The 18,139-nt window shown below is 55.8% G+C and carries 22 protein-coding genes; 21 read left to right on the forward strand and 1 reads right to left on the reverse strand.

From position 1 onward, the window contains the following. Nucleotides 1-48: 48 nt before the first annotated feature. Entirely contained in the window at nucleotides 49-915 is an 867-nt protein-coding gene (locus NSU18_RS30605) for a YitT family protein (protein ID WP_341018112.1), read from the reverse strand. Nucleotides 916-1,145: 230 nt separating this feature from the next. Between NSU18_RS30605 and NSU18_RS30610 the strand changes: the two genes are divergently transcribed. From NSU18_RS30610 to NSU18_RS30710, 21 genes are all read left to right on the forward strand, one after another. Beyond that, on the forward strand, nucleotides 1,146-1,418 hold the full coding sequence (locus tag NSU18_RS30610; RefSeq protein ID WP_341018113.1) for a YqhV family protein: 273 nt from the start codon (nucleotides 1,146-1,148) through the stop codon (nucleotides 1,416-1,418). An 83-nt stretch (nucleotides 1,419-1,501) separates the two neighbouring features. Further along, on the forward strand, nucleotides 1,502-2,509 hold the full coding sequence (gene spoIIIAA / locus NSU18_RS30615) for a stage III sporulation protein AA (protein WP_341150855.1): 1,008 nt from the start codon (nucleotides 1,502-1,504) through the stop codon (nucleotides 2,507-2,509). Then, the gene (gene spoIIIAB, locus NSU18_RS30620; protein ID WP_341018116.1) at nucleotides 2,502-3,020 is read left to right on the forward strand and encodes a stage III sporulation protein SpoIIIAB; all 519 of its coding nucleotides are present in this window, start codon (nucleotides 2,502-2,504) and stop codon (nucleotides 3,018-3,020) included. Before spoIIIAA ends, spoIIIAB begins: the two co-directional genes overlap by 8 nt. A gap of 13 nt (nucleotides 3,021-3,033) precedes the next feature. Continuing rightward, nucleotides 3,034-3,237, forward strand: coding sequence for a stage III sporulation protein AC (gene spoIIIAC / locus NSU18_RS30625; RefSeq protein WP_020426549.1), 204 nt, complete (start codon nucleotides 3,034-3,036; stop codon nucleotides 3,235-3,237). Between the two features lie 9 nt (nucleotides 3,238-3,246). Further along, nucleotides 3,247-3,636 carry a stage III sporulation protein AD gene (spoIIIAD, locus tag NSU18_RS30630; RefSeq protein WP_036698407.1) on the forward strand — a complete coding sequence of 130 codons (390 nt, stop codon included), beginning with the start codon at nucleotides 3,247-3,249 and terminating at the stop codon, nucleotides 3,634-3,636. A 47-nt stretch (nucleotides 3,637-3,683) separates the two neighbouring features. Further along, nucleotides 3,684-4,979: a stage III sporulation protein AE gene (gene spoIIIAE / locus NSU18_RS30635; protein WP_341018117.1), complete on the forward strand. Its 1,296-nt coding sequence runs from the start codon at nucleotides 3,684-3,686 to the stop codon at nucleotides 4,977-4,979. 24 nt (nucleotides 4,980-5,003) lie between these two features. Continuing rightward, entirely contained in the window at nucleotides 5,004-5,804 is an 801-nt protein-coding gene (spoIIIAF, locus tag NSU18_RS30640; RefSeq protein ID WP_341018119.1) for a stage III sporulation protein AF, read from the forward strand. Nucleotides 5,805-5,822: 18 nt separating this feature from the next. Next, nucleotides 5,823-6,461, forward strand: a complete 639-nt coding sequence (gene spoIIIAG, locus NSU18_RS30645) for a stage III sporulation protein AG (RefSeq protein ID WP_341018121.1) — start codon at nucleotides 5,823-5,825, stop codon at nucleotides 6,459-6,461. Between the two features lie 109 nt (nucleotides 6,462-6,570). Next, nucleotides 6,571-7,500: a SpoIIIAH-like family protein gene (locus tag NSU18_RS30650; protein ID WP_341150856.1), complete on the forward strand. Its 930-nt coding sequence runs from the start codon at nucleotides 6,571-6,573 to the stop codon at nucleotides 7,498-7,500. Between the two features lie 279 nt (nucleotides 7,501-7,779). Continuing rightward, nucleotides 7,780-8,289, forward strand: a complete 510-nt coding sequence (accB, locus tag NSU18_RS30655) for an acetyl-CoA carboxylase biotin carboxyl carrier protein (protein ID WP_341018124.1) — start codon at nucleotides 7,780-7,782, stop codon at nucleotides 8,287-8,289. A 56-nt stretch (nucleotides 8,290-8,345) separates the two neighbouring features. After that, entirely contained in the window at nucleotides 8,346-9,689 is a 1,344-nt protein-coding gene (gene accC, locus NSU18_RS30660) for an acetyl-CoA carboxylase biotin carboxylase subunit (RefSeq protein ID WP_341018126.1), read from the forward strand. A 119-nt stretch (nucleotides 9,690-9,808) separates the two neighbouring features. Next, a complete protein-coding gene (locus tag NSU18_RS30665; RefSeq protein WP_036698392.1) occupies nucleotides 9,809-10,225 on the forward strand; it encodes an Asp23/Gls24 family envelope stress response protein in 417 nt (138 codons plus the stop codon). A gap of 72 nt (nucleotides 10,226-10,297) precedes the next feature. Beyond that, on the forward strand, nucleotides 10,298-10,837 hold the full coding sequence (amaP, locus tag NSU18_RS30670) for an alkaline shock response membrane anchor protein AmaP (RefSeq protein ID WP_341018127.1): 540 nt from the start codon (nucleotides 10,298-10,300) through the stop codon (nucleotides 10,835-10,837). 15 nt (nucleotides 10,838-10,852) lie between these two features. Then, nucleotides 10,853-11,086: a DUF2273 domain-containing protein gene (locus NSU18_RS30675; RefSeq protein WP_341018129.1), complete on the forward strand. Its 234-nt coding sequence runs from the start codon at nucleotides 10,853-10,855 to the stop codon at nucleotides 11,084-11,086. Nucleotides 11,087-11,218: 132 nt separating this feature from the next. Then, entirely contained in the window at nucleotides 11,219-11,668 is a 450-nt protein-coding gene (gene nusB, locus NSU18_RS30680; RefSeq protein WP_341018131.1) for a transcription antitermination factor NusB, read from the forward strand. A gap of 88 nt (nucleotides 11,669-11,756) precedes the next feature. Further along, entirely contained in the window at nucleotides 11,757-12,614 is an 858-nt protein-coding gene (gene folD, locus NSU18_RS30685) for a bifunctional methylenetetrahydrofolate dehydrogenase/methenyltetrahydrofolate cyclohydrolase FolD (protein ID WP_341150857.1), read from the forward strand. A 9-nt stretch (nucleotides 12,615-12,623) separates the two neighbouring features. Next, entirely contained in the window at nucleotides 12,624-13,997 is a 1,374-nt protein-coding gene (gene xseA, locus NSU18_RS30690) for an exodeoxyribonuclease VII large subunit (RefSeq protein ID WP_341150858.1), read from the forward strand. After that, entirely contained in the window at nucleotides 13,981-14,238 is a 258-nt protein-coding gene (xseB, locus tag NSU18_RS30695) for an exodeoxyribonuclease VII small subunit (RefSeq protein ID WP_341150859.1), read from the forward strand. Before xseA ends, xseB begins: the two co-directional genes overlap by 17 nt. Further along, nucleotides 14,225-15,172, forward strand: a complete 948-nt coding sequence (locus NSU18_RS30700) for a polyprenyl synthetase family protein (protein WP_341150860.1) — start codon at nucleotides 14,225-14,227, stop codon at nucleotides 15,170-15,172. Before xseB ends, NSU18_RS30700 begins: the two co-directional genes overlap by 14 nt. Nucleotides 15,173-15,269: 97 nt before the next feature. Then, nucleotides 15,270-17,174, forward strand: a complete 1,905-nt coding sequence (gene dxs, locus NSU18_RS30705) for a 1-deoxy-D-xylulose-5-phosphate synthase (RefSeq protein WP_341150861.1) — start codon at nucleotides 15,270-15,272, stop codon at nucleotides 17,172-17,174. Between the two features lie 42 nt (nucleotides 17,175-17,216). Further along, entirely contained in the window at nucleotides 17,217-18,107 is an 891-nt protein-coding gene (locus NSU18_RS30710) for a TlyA family RNA methyltransferase (protein WP_341151121.1), read from the forward strand. The last annotated feature ends 32 nt before the right edge of the window (nucleotides 18,108-18,139 follow it).

Consider the following 18,139-nt stretch of genomic DNA (forward strand, 5'->3'; position numbering starts at 1 on the left):
GTGCTGTTTCCCGCCGAAGCGGAGAACAGCACTCTTCTTTTGCATTCACTAGCTCAGCCGCCGGAACCTGCCCATAATTTCTACGGTCTCCAGCACGTTAACGAAGGATTTCGGATCAGTCTCCAGAATCGTCTTGCGCAGATCTGCCAGCTCATAACGGGTGGTTACGGTCATCAGCATCGTATTGCCCTCGTGACTGTACCCGCCCTCCGCGTTCACAACGGTGATGCCGTGCGGCAGGCTGGTCAGCCGGTTCAGCATTTTCTCGCGCTCCTTGGTGACAATGAAGCAGGTCAGCTTGACATGGCGGATGTGGATCATATCAACCACCCGGCTTTTGACGAAGATACAGAGCATGGCGTATAGCGCGGAATCCCAGCTTTTGAAGAAGCCGAGACTTAAGATGACCAGACCGTCCATGACGAACAGCACGGTGCCCATGGGAATATCCCGCTTACGGGTAATAATGGAGCCGAGAATGTCGAAGCCCCCGGAAGAACCGCCCGCCCGCAGCGAGAAGCCCACCCCTCCCGCAATAATTACCCCGCCGAAGATACTGGCCAGAATCGGGTCCTTGGTAAGCTTCACTACAGGGATAACGGTCAGGAACCAGGTGGTGGACAGAACGGACAGCATGCTATAGCAGATGTATTTTTTGCCCACGGCTACGAAGCCCCAGATCAGGATCGGCAGATTGATGGCGAAATAATACAGCGAAATATACTTAGGATGGGTTAAATACCCGATGATCGAAGCTGTCCCCGCTACACCGCCGCTGAGCAGCTGGTGCGGAATCAGGAACAGGCGGAGCCCGGCTGCGACCAGGAAGGCTGAAAATATAATAATAGCAACCTCTTTTACCTGTCTGGCTATCGTTCCTGATACAAGCGGTACTACGAAATTACGAACCTGCATGACTGTGATCCCCTTCTTTGTTAGTTATCTTTTAAATGGCAAAATTAATTTTATCATACCGATGATATTTTTTTATATAGGGCTGCACTATGATTTCTTTCACACCTTCTGAAATCTCCGCTAGTATCCCCATTTCTTCTTGTCTAAAGTCGCCCCTTTCCGCATATCCATGGATAACAGCTTGTTTGTGTGCAGGGAATGTGTACGATCCATAGATTTGAACGAAGGAGATGAGATTTTTGGACAAGTATGTAAGCTGGATGTCCGGCCTGCGGCTGCTGTCCGGCAGTGTGGAGATTGCGGCGGCCATAATTATGCTGAAGCTGAATCAGGTGGATAAGGCGCTGGCTGTCAATTCGGGATTGGCGCTCGTCGGCCCTACAATCCTCATTCTGACCACGGCTGTCGGCCTTACAGGGATGGCAGAGCAACTGTCCTGGGGGAAGCTGGGCTGGATTGGCTGCGGGGTGGCTATTCTCTTATTCGGGATTCTGAAGAAATGATAGATGCTAGGCATAATGCACAAGTACAAGCATAAATATGGAATAAAGCTAATTTAGTAGAGTACAGCTTGGGGGTACCTGGTATGGCATATGACTGGCTTCTGTTGTTTCCCGAAAAAGTAAGAGCGCTGCTCGGCGGCCTCCCCGCTGCGCTCCTGGACAAGGTGGAGGAGATTCGTGTCCGTGAGGGACGGCCGCTGGAGATCAACTATTCCGGCAAATATCATTTCATCGGCGCCGGCGGCACTCTGACCCAGCTTCCCGCCGAGGCTTACCGGCCGGACCGGGAGGATACGCACCGGCTGCTGGACCTCATCAGCAATCATTCGCTCTATACGATGGAAGAGGAGCTGCGCAAGGGCTTCATCACTATTCCCGGCGGACACCGGATCGGCCTCTGCGGCCGGACGGTACTGAGCGGGGGCGGTGTGGAGCATCTGCGCGATATTACCGGCTTCAACGTGCGGATTGCCCGTGAGGTGCACGGCATCGCCGACAGCGTGCTGCCTTATCTGCTGGACCGGGGGCGGCAGCGGGTCATGCATACGCTGATCCTGTCACCGCCGCAGCATGGCAAGACCACACTGCTGCGCGATCTGGCCAGGCAGCTGTCGGCGGGTACAAGCGGCGGCCGGGAGGGCAACCGGCCGGGGCTGAAGGTCGGCATCGTGGACGAACGCTCCGAGATCGCAGGCAGCCGCCGGGGAATTCCCGCCTTCGATGTCGGGCCGCGCACGGACATTCTGGACGGCTGTCCCAAGGCGGAGGGCATGATGATGATGATCCGCTCGCTGTCGCCCGATGTGCTGATTGCCGATGAAATTGGACGCGTGGAGGATGCGGAGGCGGTGACCGAGGCGCTGCACGCCGGGATCTCGGTGGTCGCCTCCGCGCACGGCAAGGAAGTGTCCGAGCTGGCCCGGCGGCCGGGGCTCGGCGGACTGCTGGAGCACCGGATGTTCGAGCGGTATGTGATTCTGCACCGCGGGGCCTCCGGCTTGTCCTTCCGCATTCTGGATGCCCAGAAGCGCGGGCTGCTGCTGGTCTCGCCGGAGGAGCAGCCGGTGTCAGGGGGTGACCGCCATGCTTAAGCTGCTTGGCGCGGTACTGATCGTGCTGGCCGGAACACTGGCCGGCTTCAAGCGGGCGGCCCAGTATGCCGACCGGCCAAGGCATATCCGGGCCTTGATTGCAGCGCTCCAGCGGCTGGAGACCGAGATCCAGTACGGTTACACGCCGCTGCCGGAGGCGCTGCGCCGGATCGGGCTGCAGACGAAGGAGCCGCTGCGGGCCTTCTTCCTTACGGCGGCGGATGAGATGAATCCGCCGCATAACTACAGTGCGGAAGAGGCCATCCGGCGGGCGATGGAAGCCCACTGGAGCAGCGCATCGCTGCGGGGCACGGAGAAGGAGATCATCCGGCAGCTCAGCTGCACGCTTGGAACCAGTGACCGGCCGAATCAGAGCACGCATATTGCGCTGGCTTTACAGCAATTGAAGCAAGAGGAGACAGCGGCCAGAGAAGATCAGGGCAAGTATGAGAAGGTGAGCAAAAGCCTGGGTCTGCTGCTTGGAGCATTGATCGTCATTTTGATCTTTTAGCGAGGTGCCAGGAATGAATATTGAAGTCAACGCGATCTTTCAGATTGCCGGCATCGGCATCATTATCGCCATGATCCACACGGTGCTTAAGCAGATGGGTAAAGAGGATATCGCCCACTGGGTAACGATTGTCGGCTTTATCATCGTCCTCTTCATGGTCATCCGGATGCTGGATGGGCTGCTGCAGGAAATCAAAACGATTTTTCTTTTTCAGTAGGCTGAAGTTATGGAAATCATTCAGATTGTGGGAATTGGCATCTTGGCGACGGTCCTGATCCTCGTCCTGAAGGAGCAAAAGCCGGTATTCGCCTTCCTGCTGACTACGGCGGCCGGCATTCTGATTTTCCTGTTCCTGATCGGCAAGATCGGAACAATTCTCGGTACGCTGGAGCGGGTCGCGGAATCCTCCGGGATGGAAATGATCCATATCAAAACCGTGTTCAAAATCATCGGCATCTCCTATATCGCGGAATTTGGGGCGCAGATTGTAAGGGATGCCGGGCAGGAATCGATTGCTTCCAAGATTGAGCTGGCCGGCAAGGTGCTGATCATGGTGCTGGCTGTCCCGATTATCAGCATTATTATTGAAACGGTCATGAAGCTGCTGCCAGCCTGATACAGCGGACATGCCGGACAAGTTGGAGTAAAGCGGAGGTGAGGGGAATGCAGGAGCATAGGTTTTTTCGGCCGCCAAAAGGGGTAAAAGCGCTCCTGCTTCTGCCAGCACTGCTGCTGGTCCTCCAGCTGCTTCTGCTGTGTGGAAGCACGGCAAGCGCCGCAAGTTCTGCAAGTGTTGCAGATGCTCCAAGTACGGCTCCGGTTCCTTCATCCCCGGCTGCAGCCGGCAGCGGAGGCCCTACGTCTCCCGTTGACCAGTGGGTGAAGGGGCAGGTAGAGCATCTGCCGAAGGACAAAGTGGAGTCTTACTGGGATCAGTTAATGAAGGATTACGGGGGATTTTTCCCGGAAGGCCGGACGCCTTCCTTAATGGATATGCTGCTGCCGGGAGATAAGGGCTTAAGCTTCAAAAGCGTATTGTCCGGCCTGATGAACTTCATGTGGCATGAGGTGCTTTACAACGGCAAGCTGCTGGTCACGATTGTGATGATCAGTGTGCTGAGCATGATTTTGGAGACGCTGCAGACTGCTTTTGAACGGAAATCCGTCAGTAAAATCGCTTATATGCTCTGCTACATGGTGGTGCTGGTCATCGCCGTTAACAGCTTCAATGTCGCTATCGGCTATGCCAAGGATGCCATCGACCGGATGATCGACTTCATGATGGCCATGATTCCGCTGCTGTTCGCGCTGCTGGCCTCGATGGGCAATATCGTCACGGTGTCGGTGACCCATCCGCTGATTGTATTCATGATCCATACCGTAGGCACGTTGATTCATACGCTGGTCTTCCCGCTGCTGTTCTTCTCGGCGGTGCTGCATCTGGTGAGCGCCATGTCGGAGAAATACAAGCTGACCCATCTGGCCAACCTGCTGCGCAATATCGGGGCCGGGCTGCTCGGGGTGCTGCTGACGGTGTTTCTCGGCGTGATCTCCGTCAGGGGGATTACCAGCTCGGTTACAGACGGAGTGACCATACGCGCGGCCAAATATATCACAGGGAATTTCGTGCCGGTGATCGGCAAAATGTTCGCGGATGCCACGGACACGGTCATCTCGGCCTCGCTGCTGGTGAAGAACGCCATCGGGCTGTCGGGAGTGATCATTATCCTCTTCCTGTGTGCGTTCCCGGCAATCAAAATTCTGATTCTCGCCCTGATCTATAATCTGGCCGCCGCCGTTATGCAGCCGCTGGGCGAGACACCGATCGTGACCTGCCTGCAGACGATCGGCAAAAGTATGATTTATGTCTTCGCAGCACTGGCCGCCGTCTCGCTGATGTTCTTCCTGGCGGTAACTATTATGCTGACTGCGGGCAATGTGACCGTGATGATGCGTTAGAACGAAATGATAAGGAGGTGCGCCATGTCCTGGCTCAGCAGTTGGCTCCATGAGCTGATTCTCGTCGTGCTGATGGCTGCATTCGTGGAGATGCTGCTGCCCAGCAAATCCATGGAACGCTATGCGAGGCTGGTCCTCAGCCTGCTGGTCCTGCTGACAATGCTCAGCCCGATCATCTCTCTGCTGAAGGGCGATGCCAGCAAAGAGCTGACCGTGGCGATGCAGCAGCAGGAGAGAAGCGGGGGGCTGAAGGGCGGAACGGGCGGCGCACCGGATTCACTGGACAAGATTCTGGCGGACGGGCGGATGCTCGCCGCCGGAGCGCAGGACCAGAGCCTGAAGCTGGCTGCCGGGGAAATCGCCGGCCAGATGCGCGACCAGATTGCCGGGAGCACGGGGCTCGGCGGGGTGAAGGTGACGGTGGCCCTGGCCATGGGCCCGAATCCAAATGCGCCGCTGGGCGAGGAGGTGCCGCAGATTTCCTCGGTCACGGTAGCTCTTCCGCCGGAGCAGAGTGCCTCTGGAGGCGCTGTCCCGGGCAGGGGTACTGCAGCCCCACCGTCAGCCGGGCCGATACAGATTACCCCTGTGGAGCCGGTTCAGGTCAGCCTGGAGGATAGCGGCGGGGAGGGGGAATCACAAGCGTCCTCCTCGGGGGATTCGGCTCCGGCGTCATCCTCCTCTTCCGGGAGCGGAACGGATGGACCACAGGAGACAGTGACGGAGGAAGCCGGCACCATTATCAAGCTGCTGGAGCAGAACTGGAACCTGGACCCCGCTCTGATCAAGGTGCAGAGCAGCGGGGGCGGTACCGTGAAATCATAGGTTGAAGGAGGGAAATCAATGGGCAATTGGCTGAAAAAGCTGGAACAGTGGGCCGGAGGCGGCAGCGGCAGCCCGAAGCGCAGCCACACCTTCCGCTGGCTGATCATTATCGGCCTGCTGGGTGTTGCGATCATGCTGTTCAACTCCTTCGTGAATGTGAAGAAGCTGGACAACGAGAACACGGGCCGTGAACCGCCGGACAGCGGGAACTCGCAGACAGTGCTGCAGCAGGAGGCCGGGAGCACGAATTCTTTTGACAGCATCGAACTGGCGATGGAGAACCGCACCAAGGAGATTCTGGAGAAAATTGTGGGGGTCGGCACTGTGGATATCATGGTCACTGTAGATTCCACAGAGGAGATTATCGTGCAGCGCAATATGAACGACTCGCAGCAGCAAAGTGAAGAAACGGATGCCAGCGGAGGTAAACGCCATACCACCCAGTACACCAGGGACGGCCAGATCGTCACTTACAGCCAGTCAGGGAACGAGGCTCCAATTATCACCAAACGGGTGAAACCCCAGGTACGGGGAGTGCTGGTGGTCGCCAAAGGGGCAGAGAACAAGGTCGTGCGCAGTCTGATTGAGCAGGCGGTTGAAAAGGGGCTTAACGTACCGGTCTACCGGATTTCTGTTGTCCCGCGCAAGCAGGAATAGGCATGTCTCCGGCAACCCCGGCATATGCTTTAACAGAAGAGGCTTGTACGATACACACGACTCAGAGACGACAAGAAGGCTGGCAACAAAATTATAGGAGGTATAGACAATGAAGGGCAAAAGACAAACGATTTGGCTGGTTTCTATGCTCAGTTTGATGGTAGTGCTCTCTGCATATTATCTGTTCACGGAAGACACGGGGGCTCCCATCCCCAAAGAAACCGCAGGCAGCATCCAGGTGGACACTATAAAAGACGGCACGGGCGGCGGAACCGCCACTACGCTGAACAGCGGACTTGTCATCAAAGAGGTCAGCACGGATAAAGGGGTTGCAGTAGGAACCGTGGATGACAGCAGCAAGACCGCTAAGGATGAAGCGGCATCCACAGTAGCAACTGAGGACAGCACGACTCCGTCCGTGATAGATGACAGCAGTGTGGTTGCTGACAGCAGCAACACTGCCAAGGATACAACTGCTGCAACAGATAAGGCGGTTACGACTACGGCTGATAAAGGCAAGGATACGGCTGGCAGCAAGGATACCAAGGAAAATAAGGATGCTAAGGACACCAAGGACAGCAAAGACACCAAAGACAGCAAAGATACGTCAGCCGCTGCAGACAAGACTCCGGCGAAGGACGACGAGGCAATTCTGGATGAAGTGGCTTCGCAGAGCGTATCGGCCACTAGCCTGTTCACGAACTACCTGTACGAACGCGAGCAGAAGAACCTGAAGGATCATAATGATTTGCTGGCGCTGATTAACAATATGGATAAGACACCTGCCGAGAATGCGGCAGCCCAGGAGCAGCTCAGCAAGCTGGAAGAGAAGGAATCCAAAATCACCGGGATTGAAGAGAAGCTCCAACAAAAATATGGCGAAGCCATTGTGAAGGAAGAAGCCGGTGACGCCTACACGATCGTGGTGCTCAGCGATAAGCTGGATGTGAAGCAGGCGGTAGGCATCGTAGACTTTGTAATGAAGGAATTGAGCGTTACCCAGGACAAGATTAAGGTCCAATACGTCTCGGAGCAGTAAGCCGGCTGAATATAATTAGGGAAAATAGAATAAAATGCCGAAAGAGCCCGGGCGCGTCCCAGGCTCTTTCCATTTCTAGCGTTTGTGATATAATACATAAAGTTATCGATGTATAGAAAAAAGAAGATTACGCAGGCAGCGGTTACACAAGGTAGCGATTCAAGAGAATTACAGAGCAGACCCGCCTTACGGGTATGCTTGTCAGAACGGATATCGTACCCGTCTCAGCCAGCGTCCCCAAAATGGCTTCGAGAGAAAGCTGAAGGAGTGAACTACCCAATGTTCAAGTTAAGCGAGATTAAGGAATTGATTCAATTGCTGGACCAGACTTCCTCCGTGCACGAGCTGGAGATTGAAAGCGAAGGTATGAAGCTGGCTATCCGTAAACCGGATCGCTCTGAAGCTGAAGGAACAGTAATTCAGGCGGCTCCTTATACCTACCCCTTTACGCCAGCCCCGCAGCCGCAAAGTCCGCAGATTATTGCCCCTCCGGCTGTTAGTGAAGTTCCTGCTGCGGCGCAGCAGCCCGCAACCTCCGCTGAAGGCGCATTACATAAAATCGTCTCGCCGATGGTCGGAACCTTCTACAGTGCGGCTTCACCGGAGACGCCTGCCTTTGTCAATGTCGGAGACCGGGTGAATGAGAAATCCACGGTCTGCATCATTGAAGCGATGAAGCTGATGAATGAGCTGGAGGCCGAAGTGAAGGGCGAGATTGTCTCTGTCCTGGTTGAGAACGGCCAACTGGTGGAGTACGGCCAGCCGCTGTTTCTGGTGAGAGCGGAATAATTGCCGCGAGAATGAGGAGGAGCTTGCAAGCTTCGCTAAACTTTGGGAGGAAACGCATGAACATTCAAAAAGTGTTGATTGCCAACCGCGGCGAGATTGCGGTCCGCATTATCCGGGCCTGCCGCGAGCTGGGTATTGCCACCGTGGCTGTCTATTCGGAGCCGGACCGCGATTCTTTGCATGTCCGGCTTGCAGATGAGGCGTACTGCATCGGACCGATGCCCGCCAAGGACAGCTATTTGAACTTTACCAATATTATGAGCGTTGCCACGCTGACGGAATGCGATGCTATTCATCCCGGCTATGGCTTCCTGGCCGAGAATGCGGATTTCGCCGAGATCTGTGAATCCTGTAACATTACCTTCATCGGCCCGTCACCGGATGCGATTACGCGGATGGGCGACAAGGCCGTAGCCAAGGAGACGATGAAGCAGGCGGGGGTTCCGATTATTCCGGGCTCCGACGGGCTTGTCGGCGACATAGAAGAAGCGGTGATGCTGGGCCGGGATATCGGGTATCCGATCATCGTCAAGGCTACCGCAGGCGGCGGAGGCAAGGGCATCCGCATTGCCGAGGATGAAGAATCGCTGGTGAAGCAGATTACCGCAGCCCAGCAGGAAGCGCAGAAGGCCTTCGGCAATGCCGGGGTCTACCTGGAGAAATTCCTGACCGGCATGAAGCATGTGGAGATTCAGATCATCGCCGACAATCACGGCAACGTAGTCCATCTGGGTGAACGTGACTGCTCTGTGCAGCGCCGCCGCCAGAAGCTGGTGGAGGAAGCGCCTTGCTCCATCCTGACACCGGAGACCCGTGAGGCGATGGGCCAAGCGGCTGTACGTGCCGCGCTTGCAGTTAATTATTCAGGGGCGGGCACCCTGGAATTCCTGCTGGGACCTGACGGCCAGTTCTATTTCATGGAGATGAATACCCGTATCCAGGTGGAGCATCCCGTGACCGAAATGGTTACCGGAGTAGATCTGATCAAGGAAATGATCTCTGTGGCAGAAGGTAACGCGCTCTCCTTCACCCAACAGGATATTGTCATCAACGGGTGGTCGATCGAGTGCCGGATCAATGCGGAGGACCCTGAACGTAATTTCATGCCGTCTCCCGGCAAAATCGGCTTCTATCTGCCTCCGGGCGGACTCGGCGTACGGGTGGACAGCGCAGCGTACCCGGGCTATACCATTTCACCTTTTTATGACTCCATGATTGCCAAGCTGATCGTCTGGGCACCTACCCGGGATGAGGCGGTTGCCAAGATGAAGCGTGCACTGGCTGAATTTGCGGTGGAGGGCATACATACCACCATTTCATTCCACCAGAGACTGCTGGAGCATCCGGTGTTTTTGGACGGGAACTTCGATATCAAGTTTCTTGAGGAGTATGAAGTTTAGGACGGCTTCTCATGGTTTGTCATAAAGTTCGTCAAATGATATAGTATGTTTAATAAGAGGCGTACTGAGCGCTTGAAGTGCCCCCTACAACTTTTTTGCTGGAAAGGTGTGAAGTCCAAATGAGTACATTGCCGACAGAATTTGAACGTACGGAAATCGGTGAAATCCAGATCGCTCCAGAGGTGATCGAGGTTATCGCCGGTTTGGCAACCGTTGAGGTGAAAGGTGTGGCCGGAATGAGCGGCGGTTTCGCCGGCGGAATCGTGGAGCTTCTCGGACGCAAGAACCTGTCCAAAGGGGTTAAGGTTGAGGTTGGACAACGCGAGGCTGCGGTGGATGTGTCCGTAATTATCGAATACGGGTACCGTCTTCCGGAAGTGGCTGCTGAAATTCAGCGCAATGTTAAGCGCTCCATCGAAACCATGACCGGTCTTACCGTTGTGGAAGTGAACGTGCATATTCATGATGTGCAGTTCAAAAGCAATACAAGCATTGACAAGAGCGAGGACACGGATGCGGTTATCCGCGTGAAGTAAGGGTTCAGTTCTTCCATAAACCCCCGACAGTGCGTCGAGGGTTTACCTTAATTTAAGGAGGTTGTGAGACTCGTGGCCAAAATTCTGGACAGGCTTCTGCTGTTTCTGTACAGCTTAAGCATTGGAATACTATCTGTAACTGCCATCCTCCTCTTAAGCGGCGTCATCCCGGACAAGTATGAGATTTCGGACGAACCAGCGGTCTATATCGCTGCGATCTCGGTGGCGGTCATTCTGTTCCTGCTGAGTATCCGCTTCTTCTACATCTCTCTGCGCCGCGACCGCGCATCCCTGCCGTCTGTGGATCAGCGCACGGAGTACGGGGATATTCAGATCTCGATGGAGACCATTGAGAACCTGAGTCTGAAGGCCGCAGGCAAAGTGAAGGGCATCCGTGACCTGAAATCGCGCATCCGTGTCTCACAGGCGGGCCTTGAGATTATGATCCGGGCGGTTGTTGATGGCGAGCATTCACTTCCGCTGCTTACTACGGATGTACAGCGTCAGGTGCATGATTTCGTACAGGAGACAACCGGAATTCCGGTTGCAGATGTGTCTGTATACATTGCTAACCTCACACAGGCACCAAGCTTCAAAAGTCGAGTGGAATAGAGGTGAGTTTCCCTTATGTCCTGGAGAGAAGTATGGGAAAGTCACGGGGGTAGAATTACCGGAGTTGCCTTCGGTGTCTTTCTCGGATTGATTTATCTGATTAGCGGTTTTTGGGATATGCTGTTCTTTGCACTGGTAGTGTTCATCGGATATACGTTCGGCAAACGAAAGGATACCGCGCAGGGTCCCCTCTTTCAATGGCAGGAGATCGCACAGCGGCTGTCCGGACGCTGGCGTCCCTTCAAATGAACCGCGATAGTCTTTCTCCCGGAAGCCTGGAACCCGTTACTTTGAGTTGCTGACCTGCGGAAGAAAGGCTGCGCGGTTTTTTTGAAATATAAAATCAAAACAAGAATGAAAGTTAGTTCGTAGGAGGAACACATGAAGAGACGTTTAGCGAGAGAGATTATTGTACAAAGCCTGTACCAGATGGAAATGAATGATGTTGAGGTAACTGAAGCGGTTGAGATGCTGATTGAAGAAGCGGCGGATGAGAACGAGACCGAGCGCGTCATTACGGATGAGAGCGAACTGAAGACTTATGTAATTACACATGTCAACGGCGTGTGGGAGCACAAAATGGCGATTGACGATATGCTGGAGCATTACCTTAAGGGCTGGCAGATGAGCCGCCTGTCACGCGTAGACCGTCAGATTCTGCGTCTGGCTACCTTCGAGATGATCTTCGCCAGCGATGTGCCGGCCAAGGTGTCCGTCAATGAGGCAATTGATCTGGCCAAGCATTTCGGCACGGAGGATTCCGGTAAATTCGTGAATGGTGTCCTCGGCAAAATGATTCAGGATGTGGACACGCTGAGAGCTGAGCTGTAGTTCTGCTTCAGAATCGGTTCAAATTGAGCAGTAAGCGGCAGTAACAGGCTTATAAGCCTTCAATAGACATATAGGGGAGAGACTTTACATGACAGCAGCGATTATCAGCGGTAAACAGGTATCGGACGACATTCGGATCGGGATTGCCCGGGAGGTTGCAGACTTAGCGGAGCGCGGCGTGAAGCCGGGTCTGGCTGTCGTTCTGGTCGGTGAAGATCCGGCTTCCCAGGTCTATGTGCGCAATAAGGAGAAGTCCTGTATTGAGCTGGGCTTCCATTCCGAGGTGCACCGGCTGGATGCCGCTACCACCCAGCAGGAGCTGCTGGCACTGGTGGCAGACCTGAACGGCCGCAGCGATATTGACGGCATCCTCGTTCAGCTGCCGCTTCCGAAGCATATTGAAGAGAAGGCTGTGATTGACGCCATCTCTGTGGAGAAGGATGTGGATGGCTTCCACCCGGTCAATGTGGGGAACCTCGTCATCGGTGACGACAGTCTGCTTCCCTGCACGCCTGCCGGAGTCATTGAACTGATCAAGCGGACCGGTACGGACATCTCCGGTAAGCATGCTGTTGTGATCGGCCGCAGTAATATTGTCGGCAAGCCGGTATCCCTGCTGTTGCAGCGGGAGAATGCCACAGTAACTATGTGCCACTCGCGCACAGCGAATATGGCTGAGCTTAGCCGTCAGGCTGATATCCTGGTGGTAGCAATTGGCCGGGCCAACTTCATCGATGCCTCGTTCGTGAAGCCGGGGGCGATTGTCATTGATGTCGGCATGAACCGTCTGGATACCGGCAAGCTTGCCGGGGATGTCGATTATGAGAGTGCCCGGGAAGTAGCCGGGTTCATTACGCCGGTGCCGGGCGGAGTGGGACCGATGACGATCACTATGCTGATGAGCAACACGCTGATCGCGGCCAAACGCCTGCGCGGCCTGAAGTAGGCCGGACTTATGGCGGCAGAGCGGCAGATCTACTCCATCAAGGAGCTTAACAAATATATCCGCATGAAGCTGGATTCGGATGCGCTGCTGTCCGATGTATGGATTCGCGGTGAAATCTCGAATTTCACCCATCACGGAAGCGGGCATATGTACTTCACGCTGAAGGATGAGAGCAGCCGGATTAAAGCCATCATGTTCGCCTCGCATAACTCGCGGCTGCCGTTCGTGCCGAAGGAAGGCACGAAGGTAATTGCCAGGGGGAATGTGACCGTTTATGAACGGGACGGGCAATACCAGTTCTATGCGACACATATGCAGCCTGACGGAATCGGCAGCCTGTATCTGGCTTACGAGCAGCTGAAAAGCAAGCTGGAGAAGGAAGGCCTGTTCGCAGCGGAGCGCAAGCGTCCGCTGCCGCAATTCCCGCGTTGTATCGGGGTTGTGACCTCCCCGACAGGAGCAGCTGTGAGGGACATTATCATCACCCTGCAGCGGCGCTACCCGCAGGTGGCGATTGTGCTCTACCCTGTACTAGTGCAGGGTAAGGGGGCAGGCCCGTCCATTGTACAGGCCATCCAGAACCTCAATGCCATGGGAGAGGCCGATGTGCTGATTGTCGGGCGCGGCGGCGGCTCCCTGGAGGAGCTGTGGGCCTTCAATGAAGAGGCCGTCGCCCGGGCGATTGCGGCCTCCGGGATTCCGGTCATCTCGGCTGTGGGCCACGAGACCGACTTCACGATCGCCGATTTCGCCGCCGATCTCCGGGCGGCCACCCCTACGGCAGCGGCGGAGCTCGCTGTGCCGAGCGCAGCCGAGCTGGCCGGGCAACTGCGCATGGCCCGGCAGCGGCTGCGCCAAGCGCTGCTGCGCCGCTCGCAGCGCGGCGGCGAACGCCTCGCTGCCCTGCAGCGCTCGCTGGCGCTGGCCGGCCCCCGCCGGCAGCTGGCCCAGCACGCGCAGCGGCTGGACATGCTGCGCGCGGCCCTGCTCCGCGCAGCAGAGGCAAGGCACAGCCGCGCACAGGGGCGCAGCGCGCTGCTGCACCAGAGCCTGCAGCGCTTCCATCCGCTTAGCAGCGTCAGCGCTGCCCGCCGGCGCACGGATGGCCTCACCCGTGAGCTGACGGCGGCCATGCAGGCGCGCCTTGCAGAGAAGCGCGCGCGGTTCGGGGCTGAGCTGCGCCATCTGGATGCGCTCAGCCCGCTTAAGGTCATGTCACGAGGCTACAGCCTCGTGTATGACGAGAAGGAACAGCATCTAATCAAATCGCTGAAGGAAGTAGAGCTTGGCGATGTGGTTAACATAAAGCTTAATGACGGACAACTAAACTGCCACGTATGGGGAATGAAGGAGGATGGCAAAGCGAATGGCGAAGGAAGCTGAACTGGATTTTGAGGGAGCCATGGAGCGCCTGGAGGGTATCGTGCGTGAGCTGGAACACGGTGACGTTCCCCTGGAGAAGGCGATTGATTTATTCCAGCAGGGAATGAAGCTCTCGCAGCTATGCGGCAGCAAGCTGGAGCAAGTGGAGCGCAAGATTGAGATGATCACCGTAGAGGATGGCGAACTGCGCAAGAAGCCATTCGGCACCCGGCTTGAAGGCGATAACGATGAGTCATTCTGAGCTTGAGCCATCCGGCGGGGCGGCGGGGCAGCAGGGCCGCGAACCGCTGGAGCAGTATATAGCAGACGTTAGCCGCTGGGTTGCTGCAGCCCTAAGCGGGGTCGTACCTGAGCAGTGGGACGTGCCCCGGGTCCTAAGAGAATCGATGGAATACTCGCTGCAAGCTGGGGGTAAGCGCCTGCGGCCGCTGCTGGTCACCGCTGCCTGCGAAGCGCTGGGCGGCAGCCGTGAAGCTGCGCTTCCTGTAGCAGCAGCGATTGAAATGGTGCACACTTATTCTCTGATTCATGATGATCTTCCGGCGATGGATAATGATGACTACCGGCGCGGCAAGCTGACGAACCATAAGGTCTTCGGGGAAGCGATGGCCATTCTGGCCGGAGATTCGCTGCTGACCCATGCATTCTACAGTGTGGTACAAGCCTCCCGTAAGTATGGGGTTCCGGCAGAGCGCGTGCTGTCCATCGTGGAGGATCTGGCCGAGATGGCAGGCCCGCGCGGTATGGTCGGCGGTCAGGTAGCCGATATGGAAGGCGAGCAGGGAATGACCGACCTGCAGCAGCTCCAGTACATTCATCTGCACAAGACTGGCGATCTGATGATCTTCTCCTTGCTTGCAGGCGGCAGAATCGCCGGTGCGGATGAGGGACAGCTGGAGGCCCTGCGCCGGTTCGGCACACAGATTGGCCTGGCCTTCCAGATTCAGGATGATATTCTGGACCTCGTCGGCGATGAGAGTAAGCTGGGCAAAAAAACCGGCAGTGATATCAAGCAGCAGAAGGTGACCTATCCGTATTTCATCGGCCTTGAAGCTTCGCGCGAAGAGGTGAAGCAGCTTACGGCTGCTGCGCATCTGGCGATTCTAAAAGGAGGGTTCCAGGACCCGTCCCGGCTGCTGGAAATTGCAGATTATTTGATGTCACGTGACCACTAAATGAAGATTCGGCAAACGGCTGTGTTTCGGCAGCCGTTTCGTTTGTGTTATAATGGGGTTTATATTTTAACAACATCTAGGAAAGCGGGGAATACTCGTGCTGCTTCCACAAATAAATGATCCTCAGGAGCTAAAATCTTTATCAGCCGGAGAACTGGCTGCCCTTGCGGAGGAAATCCGCCAGTTTCTGATCGAGAAGCTGTCAGTCACAGGGGGACATCTCGCATCCAATCTGGGAGTCGTGGAGCTCACGCTGGCCCTGCATTACTGTTATGACAGTCCCCGGGATAAGATGATCTATGATGTAGGGCATCAGGCGTATGTCCACAAGATATTGACCGGCCGTCAGGACAGGTTCGACTCCCTGCGGAAGCAGGGCGGACTCTGCGGCTTCGTCAAACGTTCGGAGAGTGAGCATGATGTCTGGGAGGCCGGTCACAGCAGCACTTCTCTGTCGGCGGCAATGGGCATGGCGATGGCCCGTGACCTCAAGGGTGAAGACAATAAGGTGATTGCCGTAATCGGCGATGGCGCCCTTACCGGCGGAATGGCCTTTGAAGCGCTGAACCACATTGGACATGAGCGCCGCAAGCTCATGGTGATTCTGAACGATAATGAAATGTCCATTGCACCGAATGTAGGGGCGATGCATAACTACTTAAGCAAGATCCGTTCGGACCGCCATTATCTGCGGGCCAAGGACGAGGTCGAAGGGCTGCTGAAGAAGATTCCGGCCATCGGCGGACGTCTGGCGAAGACTGCACAGAATGTGAAGGACGGTCTGAAGAACATGCTGGTGCCAGGTGTTCTGTTTGAAGAACTGGGATTTACCTATCTTGGACCCGTGGACGGTCATGATCTGGAGAAGATGATTGACACCTTCCATCAGGCGGATAATGTATCCGGGCCTGTTCTGGTGCATGTCCTTACCACCAAAGGCAAGGGCTACAAACCGGCGGAAGTCGATTCCTATAAATGGCACGGCATTTCTCCTTACAAAATCGAATCCGGCCAGGTTCTTAAAGCAGTCGGCAATCCGATGTACACGGAAGTCTTCGGACAGACGCTAATTGAGCTGGGGCATCAGGATAAGCGGCTGGTTGCGGTAACACCGGCGATGCCGGGCGGCTCGGGACTATTCCCGTTCGCCAAGGAATTCCCTGACCGGATGATTGATGTCGGTATTGCGGAGCAGCATGCCGCCACCTTATGTGCGGCCTTGGCTATGGAAGGCATGAAGCCGGTATTTGCCGTCTATTCCACCTTCATGCAGCGCGCCTATGATCAGATCGTTCACGACATTTGCCGCCATAATGCCAATGTCATGTTCGCCATCGACCGTGCGGGCTTCGTGGGTGCTGACGGGGAGACTCATCAGGGTGTGTACGATATCGCGTTTATGCGTCATATCCCGAACATGGTGCTTATGATGCCGAAGGATGAGAATGAGCTGCGCCATATGATGAAGACGGCGCTGGATTATAATGAAGGACCGATTGCTTACCGTTATCCGCGCATTAACGGCACGGGTGTGGCTCTGGATGCTGAGCTGCACACTCTGCCTATCGGCACCTGGGAACGTCTGCGTCCCGGAGAGGATTATGCCGTGCTTGCCTGCGGCCCGATGGTTCAGGTGGCAGAAGAGGCGGCGGAAGTGCTGAAGCGTGAAGGTATTCAGATCGGTGTAGTCAACGCGCGCTTCCTGAAGCCGCTGGATAACACCATGCTGCTTGATCTGGCACATGCCGGAACGGGCATGGTGGTGCTGGAAGAAGCGAGCCAGGCTGGCAGCCTTGGCAGTGCGGTGCTGGAGTTCTTTGCGGAGCATGAGATATATGATGCGCATGTTCACCTGATGGGCGTGCCGGATATTTTCGTCGAGCACGGGTCGATCAAGGAGCAGCGCCAGGAGACGGGGCTTACCGTAGAAGCCGTGTGCGCACGTATTAAGTCAATGAAAGGGCTCAGCACTTATACCTATAAGTCAACCTCCACCTCCTAAGGGCAGGGACGGAGGGCGGACCGAAGTGATCGGGAGATGAACATGGAACACCCTAAGGAACGAATTGATGTGCTGTTGGTGGAGCAAGGCTTCTACGACAGCCGGGAGAAGGCCAAGGCTGCCATTATGGCGGGCCTGGTGCTGGCGAATGAAGAACGGATTGAAAAGCCTGGGATGAAGGTGCTCCGCAGCTCTGTCCTCAGAGTCAAGGGAGCGCTGCACCCCTATGTCAGCCGGGGCGGCTTGAAGCTGGAGAAGGCCCTTCGGCAGTTCGGCATCGGGCTGACCGGCCGCAACATGCTGGATATCGGCTCCTCTACAGGAGGCTTCACAGATTGTGCGCTTCAGAACGGTGCAGCCCATGTGTACGCGATTGACGTGGGACATAACCAGCTTGATTGGAGCCTGCGTAATGATGAACGGGTAACCGTAATGGAGCAGACCAACTTTCGTTACATGACCCCACCTGATTTGAAGGGACCGGTACCTGACTTTGCCAGTATCGATGTCTCCTTCATTTCCCTGAAGATCATCCTGCCGCCGCTTATGGCGCTGCTGAACCGTCCTGCTGATATCGCTGCACTGATTAAGCCGCAGTTCGAAGCCGGCCGCGAGAAGGTGGGCAAGTCTGGAGTCGTACGCGAACCGGCTGTTCACCGTGAGGTGCTGGTAAACGTACTGACCATGGCAGCCGAATTGGGCTACGCGCTTGCAGGACTGACTTATTCCCCCATTACCGGCGGGGAAGGGAATATCGAATTTCTGGCACACTGGAAGCTGCTGCCTGATGAAGCTGCTGAGCAGCCTTCCGTGCAGCAGACTTCTGCGGCTGAAGCACAGCCGAATAATTTCGCCGCGCTTGCCGACTCCGTCATTAAGGAAGCGAATGCAACCTTCAGCGCTGCGGGCCATGGAAACTCATCCAAGAGATGAGTTTCTTTTGCTGCCAAGATAACAATTTACAG

Source organism: Paenibacillus sp. FSL H8-0048 (genome assembly GCF_038002825.1).
Taxonomy (GTDB): Bacteria; Bacillota; Bacilli; order Paenibacillales; family Paenibacillaceae; genus Paenibacillus_AQ.